The sequence below is a fragment of the Hyunsoonleella jejuensis genome (genome assembly GCF_900111025.1).
Lineage (GTDB): Bacteria > Bacteroidota > Bacteroidia > Flavobacteriales > Flavobacteriaceae > Jejuia > Jejuia jejuensis.
Genome location: NZ_FOFN01000003.1, coordinates 339,104 through 351,591 on the forward strand (window position 1 = coordinate 339,104; position 12,488 = coordinate 351,591).

At 32.6% G+C, this 12,488-nt stretch carries 8 protein-coding genes; 5 read left to right on the plus strand and 3 right to left on the minus strand.

Annotated elements, in window-relative coordinates:
• Positions 1-42 precede the first annotated feature (42 nt).
• From BMY39_RS11330 to BMY39_RS11350, 5 genes are read left to right on the plus strand one after another with little or no spacing between them, the layout of a single operon-like run.
• Positions 43-1,113: an alkaline phosphatase family protein gene (locus tag BMY39_RS11330; RefSeq protein ID WP_092579705.1), complete on the plus strand. Its 1,071-nt coding sequence runs from the start codon at positions 43-45 to the stop codon at positions 1,111-1,113.
• Positions 1,114-1,161: 48 nt separating this feature from the next.
• On the plus strand, positions 1,162-4,038 hold the full coding sequence (locus BMY39_RS11335) for a glycosyl hydrolase (RefSeq protein WP_092579707.1): 2,877 nt from the start codon (positions 1,162-1,164) through the stop codon (positions 4,036-4,038).
• A 29-nt stretch (positions 4,039-4,067) separates the two neighbouring features.
• The gene (locus BMY39_RS11340) at positions 4,068-6,560 is read left to right on the plus strand and encodes an endo-acting ulvan lysase-like protein (RefSeq protein WP_177176594.1); all 2,493 of its coding nucleotides are present in this window, start codon (positions 4,068-4,070) and stop codon (positions 6,558-6,560) included.
• Positions 6,561-6,567: 7 nt separating this feature from the next.
• On the plus strand, positions 6,568-7,974 hold the full coding sequence (locus tag BMY39_RS11345) for a family 43 glycosylhydrolase (RefSeq protein WP_092579711.1): 1,407 nt from the start codon (positions 6,568-6,570) through the stop codon (positions 7,972-7,974).
• Between the two features lie 17 nt (positions 7,975-7,991).
• On the plus strand, positions 7,992-9,131 hold the full coding sequence (locus BMY39_RS11350) for a lactonase family protein (RefSeq protein ID WP_092579713.1): 1,140 nt from the start codon (positions 7,992-7,994) through the stop codon (positions 9,129-9,131).
• Here the strand turns inward: BMY39_RS11350 and BMY39_RS11355 are convergent, their stop codons facing one another.
• The 3 genes from BMY39_RS11355 to fbp form a co-directional block, all read right to left on the minus strand.
• Positions 9,132-10,172, minus strand: a complete 1,041-nt coding sequence (locus BMY39_RS11355) for a GntR family transcriptional regulator (protein ID WP_092580265.1) — start codon at positions 10,170-10,172, stop codon at positions 9,132-9,134.
• A gap of 153 nt (positions 10,173-10,325) precedes the next feature.
• Positions 10,326-11,372, minus strand: a complete 1,047-nt coding sequence (locus BMY39_RS11360; protein WP_092579715.1) for a GntR family transcriptional regulator — start codon at positions 11,370-11,372, stop codon at positions 10,326-10,328.
• A 101-nt stretch (positions 11,373-11,473) separates the two neighbouring features.
• Positions 11,474-12,481, minus strand: coding sequence for a class 1 fructose-bisphosphatase (gene fbp, locus BMY39_RS11365; RefSeq protein ID WP_092579717.1), 1,008 nt, complete (start codon positions 12,479-12,481; stop codon positions 11,474-11,476).
• Positions 12,482-12,488 lie beyond the last annotated feature (7 nt).

The following is a 12,488-nucleotide window of genomic DNA, read 5'->3' on the forward strand; positions in this document are numbered from 1 at the left end:
CTTTCTGAAACTGACTAAATGTTGAATAAAAACTAACTAAAAATGAGAAGTTTATTAGGTTTAATACTTATTTGTTTTTTGGTTTTAGGTTGTAAACAATCGAAGCAAACAAAGCAGATTTCGAATGTGCAATCTGAAGCATTAGAGAAAAATCAACCTATAGTGGTACAATTTATCATTGATGGATTAATGAAAGATGCTGCCGAAACAGCTATACAAGCAGGAGCTATAAACTTAAAGTATTTTGCAGAAAACGGGGTAATTGTAGAAGATGCCTATTCTAACAGTCCAATGGGGCGTGTAAAATTGCCTGATGGTACTGAACCCTGGGGAGGCGCATCACCACCAAATATAGGGATGCATACAGGAACACATGTTTTTGAAACTCAAGACTTAGATGATATTTTCTTATCAGCAAGACGAAAAGGCATAAAATCCGTTTATGTAGGTGGGCATACGCTATACGATGTTTTTAAAACACCTGATATTTACTATGCTGAGATTATGCCAGACCAAAAGGTTGTAGAATTAGGTATTAAACATATTAAAGAAGATGGCGTAAGATTGGTGCGTTTACATTTACAGGAAATTAGAAGTTTCTGGAAAGGACCGCAAGATAAAACAAATACAGATTCAGCATATATTAAAGCCATTTTAAATGCCGATGTAGAATTAGGAAAACTCGTAGCTTTTTTAAAGAATGAAAATTTATGGGAAAGGGCATTTTTTATTATTTCTGCAGATCATGGTATGGGCACTTTAACTAAAAGTAATCATCTTCCAGAGCAGTTGTCCTCATGGCAGATATACATGAATTTTTACGGTCCAAATGTAAAAAAGGGCGCAACTATTCCTTATGCAGAATCCCCAGATGTGGCATTAATGACTAATCATTTTATGGGCTTACCAAAACTAAAAGGGTACACCTCAAAAGTCAATGGCCTAAAACAATTAGGTACAACAGGAATTTTTCTTAAAAATATATTTGAAGGAAAGTCTAAAAGTTTAAATCACCCACAATGGATTAAAAGGTATCTAGATGAAAATGCGGGGGCTCCAGCTAATGATTATTTACATTACAGAGAGGCGATGTTGAAGTTTATAAATAATTAATTGCAACAAATAAGAAAACTCTTGATTGAGTTGTTAAAGACGTGTAAAATGAATAAATCCATTTTTTTTAAAATAGTTTTAGTTTTATGTATTGGTTTTTTACTTAATTGTGAGTCTGATAGTGAAAATAAAATAAATCCATCTCATAAATTAACTCAAGATTTATTCTCAGGTTTTCAAAATCCACCTGCCGAAGCAAGACCTTTTGTACGTTGGTGGTGGAATGGCAACAAAATAAAAAAGGAAGAGTTAGACAGACAATTAGAATCTTTAAAAAGTATTGGTTTTGGCGGGGTGGAAATAAACCCAATTGCAATGCCAGATGCCACGCCAACCGAAGAAGAATCATTGGTTTGGATGAGCGATGAATGGGTTGACCTTGTGGTTCATGCTTGCAAAAAAACGAAAGATTTAGGCATGATTGCCGATATGATTGCTGGAACGGGGTGGCCTTTTGGCGGAGAGTTTTTAAAGAAAGATGAAACCTGCCAGCGAATGGTTACTGATAATATACCTTATAAAGCAGGAGACGTCATTGAAGTTAATGAAGATTTTTTAATAGATTATTATAAAAATAAATATAAAAATTACGGTAACGAAAAACGTAACAGCGAACGCACCATATTCAGTCTTTCAGGTGTTTCACTCGTTCCATACCACTGTAGTTCAACCTCTCAAATTATAGATCTTAAAAAATACCAAGATAATTCTGGAAATATTTCATACATCGTAAATGAAGAAGGCGATTATTTTCTGTCCTATCAATTATTACAGCAAGATTTTAGAGATGTTACTTTAGGGGCTCCTGGTGGTGCTGGTCCTGTTATAGACCATTATAAAAAAGAAATGACTTTGGCCTATTTAAATAGGATGAAAAAAATTTCAGAACGCTCAGGGATCCCTTTAAGCGATTTAATCAGAGCTTTGTTTTGTGATAGTATAGAGGTCTCTGGTGCCAATTGGAGTGATGGGTTTTCAGAATTGTTTTTCAAAACATATGGTTATAAACTTGACCCTTGGATGGCTTTTGTGTTTTACCAAGGTCATCAAGATTATTCGAAAAGTAACTATACTAATAATTTTTCTGAAGAATTCAAAGATCAAATTAAGCGTGTGCGTTTTGATTATAATAACATGTTAGTTGAAACCTTTTTGGATAATTTCACCAGAACTTATAAAGCATTCTGTGAAGAAAATGGTATTCTTTGTCGTTATCAAGCTTATGGAACTCCCTTTTTAATGGGCATGTTAGATGGATACATGATTCCTGATATTCCAGAAAGCAACAACTGGATATATTCTGCGGAAATGAAGGATGATACATGGCAATGGCGACAATCTCATGGCTATATGATTTGGAATTTGTACGCTTCATCAGGAGCGCATCTAACGGGTAAAAAAATAACCAGTTGCGAAACTATGACCAATACCAATGGTGTTTTTAGAACCACGTTGGAGGAGATTAAACAGCATGACGACATGAATTTCATAACCGGTATCAATCACTCGGTTTTACATGGGTATAATTATTCTCCAAAGGATGCGCCTTTTCCTGGTTGGATTCGCTACGGTGCTTATTTTAGTGAGCAAAATACATGGTGGAAACATTTGAGTAGTTGGGTAGATTACAACGCCCGTTTGTCTTATGTGTTTCAAAACTCAAAAGCTGAAAAATCTATTGCCATCTTAGGGCCAACTTCCGATTTGTGGGGCGATAAAGGTTTGGCAAGAGAGCCGTTTCATTTAGAACCAGAGTATTTGTATAAGTTATGGGAACCTATAAGTCAGTTAGGGTATTCTTGCGATTATATTAATCAAAATGTATTGGTTAATTCGGAGTTAAACGATGGCGTTTTAACCTATGGAGATATGAATTTTAAACTGCTGGTGTTAGCCAACTTGGAATCAGTAGATATTAAAGTAGCTAAAAAATTAAAAGATTTTGTGGCTTCTGGTGGAAAGATTGTCGTTATTGATGGGTTACCTGATAAATCTCTGGGGTACAGTAATTATCAAGCCAATGACGCCCTTGTTTTAGGAATTATGACTGATATTAAAAATAATTACGCATCATCAATAATAAGTGTAAAACAACCAAATTCAATTGAGGAATTATTCTCATGGACGGAAGAAGTTTTAAAGAAATCTCAACTCTCACCAGATGTTGAAATTAGTAATCCAAGTAAAAATATATTTCAAATACATCAATCAACTGATGATGAGGTTATTTATTTCTTTACGAATGTAAATAGGTATGAAACTTCAAACTTTAAAGCTACATTTCCGGTTCAAAATAAATATCCATACCTCTGGAATCCGGAAACTGGTGAGCGAAAACCTTATTTTTTTGAGGAATTATCTAATAAATTAGACATTACTTTAGAACCGCTTCAATCTTTATTAATAGTTTTTGAAAATGAAAAACCTGCAGTGAAAACTGAAAACGCAAAAGTTCAATTAAGGGATTCCAAAATAATAAAAACGAATTGGACTGTAGTTGGAAAAAGGGTTGATAATGAGAATTTCACTTGGAATATGAATGAATTACTAGATTTTGGGGCATCAAAAAATCCAATTCAAAACACCTTTGCCGGAGATATTATCTATAAAACTAAAATTATTATTGAAGAAGGTTTTACTCACTTGGATTTAGGCGACGTAAACGAAGGTATTACAGAATTGTATATAAACGGTAAAAAAGTAGGCAAGCGCTGGTATGGTAAAGCAATTTATCCATTAATTGATGTTTTAGAAGAAGGCGAAAACGAAATTGAAATTCGCTACACTACGGTATTAGCAAACTACTGCATGAATCTAAATGTTCCTGCGGTAAATAGGTGGACCAAAGGTTATAGAAAAAATGGAAAGGTTGCAATTGGATTAGAAGGACCAATAAAACTATTAAATTATCAAAAAACAGAATAAAACATTAATTAATAAATAGAGGTATGCTAGTGCAACAAGTAAGAATAACAAGGGTAATATTGATGCTATTGTTTTTAACGCAGTTTAATTTATGGTCTCAAAAGCAAGAACGCCCCTTTATTTTAGTGACATCACAGGAGCGTCAACAAATTCTTAATAAAATAGAAACCCTAGACTGGGCAAATGAAATTTATACCAATTTGTTGCACAAAACCGATGAGCAGGTTAATAAGTTTTATAAAAATCCTGAAGCTTATATTAAACAATTACCATTTAATTGGACAGAACAGGAGAATACCATGTTTCCTCCATTTTATAAAACGGTTCATGTTGTAAATGGCGTAAATGAAAATCTAGATAATGCCACAGCTGAAGAATGGAAACCCGCAGAACTTTTAATTGAGAACTTGCAGTTAGCTTTAGATTGTGGTATGATGTATTACTTTACTCAAGATGAAAAATACGCCCAAGTTGCAAGTAGTATTTTGTATACTTTTATAAAATCCGTGCAACAATTAGAAGTTTCAGAATGGACTGGAAGAGGAGGTTGGTTATTTCCCCGTGATGGGTTTCGAGAAGTACGAGTAATAGGCTATAGATTGCCATTGATTTATGATTTTATTTATCCATACATCAAAAAAGGAGGAGTGTCTTTTGATATTATTAAAAATAAAGGAGTGAACTTTCCTTTTAAAGAAGCGCAGAATGTATTTAAAGCCTATGCAAATATTACTGTAAATTACGGCCAAACAGGTTCTAACCATTGTGTACTGGAGGCGCCAAATTTGGTGTATAATGCGTTAGCTTTAGACAATCTTAAAGAACGTGAACAATGGTTGTCTTATTTTCTAACAGAAAACACAAGTAATCAAGACGCATTACCCAAAATGTACAAAAATTACAAAAATAAAGGTGATATTTGGCCAGAAACTTCTCAATATTTAAATCATTCTACATCTATTTTGGCGGAGTTAATGTTGGTGGTAAACAGATATAATCCAGCATTAAAATTAGGGGCAAGGTATCCAAATGTTTTACATGCTTTACCTAAATTGGATTACTTTGTTTATCCCAATAACGAGATTGTGCGTTGGGGAGATGGACACAGGCGTGCTCACGCCCCTTATCAGGCTTATGAAAATGCCTTTGTATTGTCAAAAATGGATAGTTTAACTGAATTACAAGATAAATTCGCACCACTTATCAGTAGGGCTATTCGTAAAGGAAAATATCAGCGAAAAAGTATGGAAGCTTTATTATGGTATGAAGCTGATTTTAAAGATGTACCAGCTACTATTAATTTACCTAGAACGGACAAGGTATATCATGCCGGTATCATAATGCAACGTAATTTAAGTAGTACCAATAATCCTAAAGATGGCCTAATGTGTTTTGTAGGAGGGGCACATATGGTACATGGGCATGCTGAGGGCATGAATATTGAATTATATGGAGAAGGACAAGTGTTGGGTGTAGACCACGGAAGAAAAAATTATGGACAAGATTTACACGAAAATTATTCCAGGATTTTTGCAGCTCACAATACGGTAATTGTTAATGGTAGTTCACAAGGTAAAGGTGGATGGGTTAATTTGGGAATTAATAAAGTAATGCCCATTGCCATGGAACCAGAAGTTGGAAAAGTAGCGGTATCTCCATACCATTCTTTTAGTTTAACCAGTTTTGTGGATGATAAAGGTGATAAAGCTGAAGCTATACAAGAGCGTACTTTAGCCTTAATTAGAACTTCTCCAACCACAGGCTATTATTTAGATGTATTTCGATCAAAATCTAAACTTCCAAATGAATATCATGATTATTTATATCATAATATAGGTGACGAACTCACTTTTGAAAATAAAGATTTAGACTTGCAAAAAACACCAAATAGATATTCAGCGAATGCGAACGCGCCATGGAAACGAAACAAACTTTACAGGCATCCAGGGTGGCATTTTTTTGAAGATGTAAATACATCAAAACCTTATGCGAATGATGTAAAAGCCACATTTCACACCAAAAAATTAAAGCAAGGTCATATTTTTATGCAACTCCATATTCCAGGATTTGAAAATAGAACGTTTACAAAGGTAAATGCGCCCATTACTTTTGAAGCGCCAAAGCCCTATGATAATTTACCAACCCCAACATTAGTAATTCGAAATAAGGGTGAAGCGTGGAAAAACCCCTTTGTTGTGGTTTTTGAACCTTTTAATGAAAAGGAAGAGCCATCCATTAAATCAGTTTCTAAAATTGAGCAAGACGGAATTTATAAAGGATTGAAAATTGAAAGTAATTTAGCTTCTAAATATTTAGTGCAATATGTCATTACGCAATCAAAAGGAGAGGAGTTTAAAAGTGATGTGTTAGATATCTATTTTAAAGGCACTTTTGCAGTGATAACTTTAGATGGAAATAAGGAATTATTGAGTGTTTATGTAGGAGATGGAGAAAAATTACAACTTAGAGAAGAAGAGATAAATTTAGATACTTCAACGTCATATTATAAAGAATTCAAATAAATAACTTATGAATAACATGGTAAAGTATGTAAAGGTATTGTTTTCAGTATCATTTTTTTTTCATGTGCTTTCGTGTAAAAGTACGCCATCTGGTTCTAAAACTATATCTGTAATAAATACTCCACAAAAACCTTCTAAAGAGGGAAATCCTTTAGTGTATGATGTTGGAATGGCAGACCCTCACATTAAAATATTTAACAATAAAGCCTATTTGTATGCAACAAGAGATGAAGATAAAACGGCTAAAAAATTTGTTATGCCAGATTGGAAAATATGGTCTTCAGAGGATTTAATTCATTGGAAATTAGAAACTACAATACTTCCTACGGATACCTATATGGGAGAATCAAAGAGTTGTTGGGCTACGGATGCAGCATATAAAAATGGCAGTTATTATTTCTATTTTTCAAATGGAAACATTGACACGGGCGTTATGATAGGAGATTCACCTATTGGCCCATTTAAAGATGCATTGGGTAAGCCTTTATTACCTAAGGATTTAACAAAAATTAAAGAATATGACCCTACTGTAATAATTGACGATGATACCACCAAAACACCATATATTGCATTTGGACATTACAGGAGAAATGACCCTGATTATTATTATATGATTGCTAAGTTGGGTGAGGATATGGTTTCTTTAGCTGAATATCCAAAAGAAATTATAATTAACGGAAATGGAAAGGTATTAGGTGGAAACGATAAGCCAAATATTCATAAGAAAAATGGATTATATTATCTTTCCGCGGGTTCTCATTACGCAACTTCAAAAAATATTTATGGTCCTTATACAAGGGTAGGGAACTCAGGATACGATAATAAATATGGATTGTCGGGTAAGGCACACGGTAATTATTTTGATTGGAATAACCAGAGTTTTCACACGTGGTGCCATTTTCATTTAGGTAAAGATATTGCTAGATACCGTGAATCTTACATCTCTTATTTACATTATAAGGATAATGGTGAAATGGTAACAGATGTAGATTTTTTAGACAAGCATTTTGCTTTTGGTGTGGGGCAGTATGATGCCAATTGGAATAAAATTGAAGCCGAATGGTATATGAAAGCCGAAGGGCTTGATAAAAGAGAAAGTTTCAACGGGGGTTTCGAAATACAAAACAATAGTAATGTCGGGGGATTATATTTTCCTAATGTATATAATTTAGAGTCAAAAAAAACAATAACATTTAACGCTTCAGTTAAAAGCAACACAACCATAGAAGTAAGAGCAAATAATAGCAACGGGCCCTTATTAGGAAGTTGCAAGCTTTTTAAAACAAGTAGTTTTAAAACCTATCAATTATTTACGTGTAATCTTGCAAATACAAAAGGTATAAAAAATGTGTATTTAAAATTTATTTGTGATGGCGAGGATAGTGTTCATTTAGATTGGTTGTCTCTTAAATAAAATTATTGTTCAAGAATATGGGTTTTAATAAGTGTTTTGTTGTAATTATAGTTTTAGGTCTGTTATTTAGTTGTCAAACTAAGGAAGACTATACGTTACTATTTGTAGGTAGTTTTACCAATAAAAGACCAGGAGAAGGTATTCATGTTTATGAGTTTAATAATGAAACTGGGGAAAGTAAATTAAAACATACAATAAATAATATCACCAATACGTCATTTTTAAAAATCTCTCCGAATGGAGAATATCTGTATTCCGTAGTAGAGAGCCAAATGGATTACCACGGTAAAATAGCTGCTTTTAAAGTGGATTCAATAAATAAAAGACTAGATTTAATAAATATGCAAGATTGCGGAGGAAGAAACCCAGCGCATATTGAAATTGATAAAACTGGCACCTACTTGATAAATTCAAACTATACCGATCCAAGTTTAAGCGTTTTTAAAATCAATGCAAATGGAAGTCTAAATCCGTGCAATCAACTTTTAAAATTTAAGGATAGTAGTATTATCGCAAGCCGCCAGAAAGATGCCCATATTCATTCCTCAAATATGTCTCCAGACAATAAATTTTTATTTGCTCATGATCTTGGTGCAGATAAAATAAGAGGATTCCGTATAGATATTACTACTCAGGATACCGTACTTCAAGATGAAAAACAAATTAAAATGAAACCAGGAAGTGGACCAAGGCACTTTGTATTTCATCCTGATGGAACATTTGGATACAGTATTTCTGAACTAAGCGGTAAAATTACGGCATTTGAGTATAAAAATGGAAACCTGATTTTTATTCAAGACTATTCATCTTATGAGCAAAAACAAGATATTTATAGAGCGGCAGACATTCATATTTCTCCTGATGGAAAATTTTTATACGCTTCAAATCGTGGTCCAGAAGAAGATAGCATTTCGATTTTTTCTATAAACCAGGATGATGGTACTCTAAAGTTGGTTGGTCATCAATCTACGTTTGGCAAACACCCTAGAAATTTTGCTATATCCCCATTGGGTAACTTTATACTAGTTGCTAATCAATTTTCAAATAAGATTGTTGTTTTTAAAAGGGAAATTAAAACAGGTAAACTTAAAAAATTACCATATGATATTATGGTGGAAAGTCCGTCAAGTATTCAAATGAGAGCTTATATCAAATAATTAGATTGAGTTTCTATCAATAAAATTAAAAGGAACTTTTACTTTCCCTTTAGATTTGTTTAATATCATTTTAGCGGCTGTTTCGCCCATAACTTTAAAATCTGTAGACATTACGGTGATGCCTAATAGTTCCTTTAGAGGAGTATCGTTATATGAAATGATACCAATGTCTTTACCCAAAATAAACTCATCCTCCCGAGCTTGTTTTACAAGATTTACCAAATCAGCTTCTTCAATTGTAATGAACAAATCTCCTCGCTTGATAATCATATCCTCATAAATTTCATCAAGAATTTCAAAATCTAAATTAAATTCGACACAAAATTTTCTGAAACCATGTAAAATCCTTCTAGGGTAAGGGTATACTGATTTTTCAGGGTATATCAACATGATTTTTTTATATTTTTTTATTTTTTCTAGACCTTCCGATAAAGCAGAATATATATCATTTTCAAAATCTTGATAAATTTCAACGGTATGATTACCGAAAATAGGTTTGCTGTTATCTAAAAGAATGAGCTTTTCTTGAGGTATGTTATTTATTGCTTTTAGTACTTTATCAGAAAAACTTTGATGTTTTAAATTATCTGTTTTAAAATGTGGCATAATAATATAGTAGTCATAAGCCGATTTGTTTTTGTCTAATAAATTTAAAAATAAAGTTTCGTCACAGTGATATATGTGTAAATCGGTATGAGAATTTCCACCAATAGCATCTATAAAATAGTTATAGGTACGTAATTTATATGAGCTAAGCTTATTGACCAAAAATAAAATATTAACTTTCGAAATCAACTGGGTTCTGGAAATGTAAAAGCCTTTACCACGGATGGATGTAATTATATTACGTTCTTTTAAAATGCTATATGCTTTCTCAACAGTATCGCGAGACAAATAAAATTCTTCACTAAACATGTTGATGGATGGAATCTTTTGATCTATTTTAAGATTGCCTTCTGAAATATTATGAATAATAGAATCGATTATTTGCTGGTATTTTGGTACCCTCGAGGTTTCATCAATCTTTATGAATTTCATCATATCCATTTTTTCATTCAAATTTAATTATAGAAAAAAATATTAAGGGAAACTTAAAACTTTTTTAGGGAAATTCAATGGAAAAGGTGCTAAAATTCCAATTTTAAAAAGGATGCCTTAAAATATTTATCATATTTAAAGGAAATGGCTAATCATTTAGACCGATTCTCGATCTATAAAACTAAAAGGTACTTTATATGTCCCTTTTTCTTTATTTAAAATCATGCGTGAAGTTACTTCTCCCATTATTTTAAAATTTGTTGTTATAACAGTAATACCAAGAAGTGCTTTTAAGGGTGTATCATTGTATGAAATAACTCCTATATCATTTCCTAATATAAATTCTTTTTGTCTTAGTTGTTCTAGTAAACTTATTAAATCATCTTCTTCAATGGTAATAAATAAATCTTTTTTAAAAAGAACCATATCATCATAAACTCTATCTAAAATATCAAAGTCTAAATTGTATTTAGCGCAAAACCGCATGAAACCCCGTTTAATTCGTTTAGGATATGGATAAACAGCTTTTTCTGGATAGATAAGAATAATTTTTTTGTATTGGGAAATTTTTTTAACACCTTTTTTTAAAGCATTATAAATATCTTTTTCATAGTCTTCATATACCGTAATTATATTGTCTTCAATGGGAATTTGTTTATTGTCTAGTATAATTAATTTACTTTTTGGAATCTTATTGATAGCCTGTGTAGCAGCCACGGTAGTACTTGTATACTCGCTATTTTTGGTTTTAAAATGTGGCATTATCACATAATAGTCATACATTTTTTTATGTTTATTTATCAAATTCAGAAATAAAGATTCATCACAGTGATAAATTTGAAGGTCTACATAGGAATTGGGCCCAATGCTATTTAAAAAAGAATAATAGGTATCCATTTTGTACCAACTTAACTTATTAATAAGGAACAAAATATTCAACCTGTTAATTAACTTGGTTCTTGAAATATAAAAGCCTTTCCCTCTTATGGATACGATTATATTTTGTTCTTTAAGTACTGAATATGCCTTTTCAACAGTATCTCTAGATAGGTATAGCTCTTCGCTCAATCCGTTTATGGAAGGAATTTTTTGCTCCATTTTAAAGTTGCCAATAGAAATATTATGTATAATTGAATCAACAATTTGTTTGTACTTGGGTATTCTAGAGTCGTTATCAATTTTAATGAATTTGTGTACTTGCATAATCTTTCTTTAAACCATAATAAATAGTTGCTATGGTTTTATTTATGGCGAATCAGAATTAATGAACAATAAAATAGAAACTTACAAAGAAACCTAAATGATTATGAACTTGTTTGCATAAACCTTTCGGCCTTTTCAACCATTTTTTTGCTTCCGCAAAAAATGGGGGCTCTTTCATGCAATTCCTTAGGCTCAATATCCAAAATTCTTTTATAGCCATCTGTGGCCTTACCTCCTGCTTGTTCGGTTAAAAAGGCCATTGGGTTACATTCATAAAGTAAACGCAGTTTACCATTTGGGGATTTTGAACTTGATGGATATATGTAAATACCTCCTTTTATCATGTTTCTGTGAAAATCTGAAACCATTGAGCCTATATACCTGTACGTATAAGGTCTGTCCTCCTTTTCTTCCTGACAATATTTTATATAATCTTTTACCCCTTGTGGGAAATGGGCATAATTGCCTTGGTTTATAGAAAAAATGGTTCCATTCTCTGGAAATTTCATATTTGGATGCGAAAGATAAAAGCTCCCAATTGCCGGATTTAAAGTAAACCCATTCACACCATTTCCAGTGGTGTAAACAAGCATGGTTGACGTGCCGTAAACAATATAACCGGCAGCTACTTGCTCATTGCCTTTTTGTAAAAAATCTTCCTTTCTTACGGGCATTCCTAAAGGAGTAACCCTTCTGTATACTGAAAAAATGGTGCCAACAGAAACATTTACATCAATGTTAGAAGAGCCATCTAATGGGTCTATTAATACTATATATTTGTTGTCATGCGCGTGGTATTTTCCGTGAACGGTAACGAAGTCTTCTTCTTCTTCACTTGCAATACCACATACAATCTCTCTGTTTACCAGTGCCGATTTAAATACTTCATTTGCGTAGACATCAAGCTTCTGTTGATCCTCACCCTGAATATTAGTCTCGCCAACCGCACCCAAAATGTCAACCAAACCTGCTTTATTTACTTCATGATTTACAATTTTGGCAGCTAAACGAATTGAATTTATTAATCGCGAAAGTTCTCCAGAAGAGTATTTAAAATCGTGCTGATTATTAATAATGAACTCTCCTAAGGTTTGGTAATTCTTCTCCATAAAATAA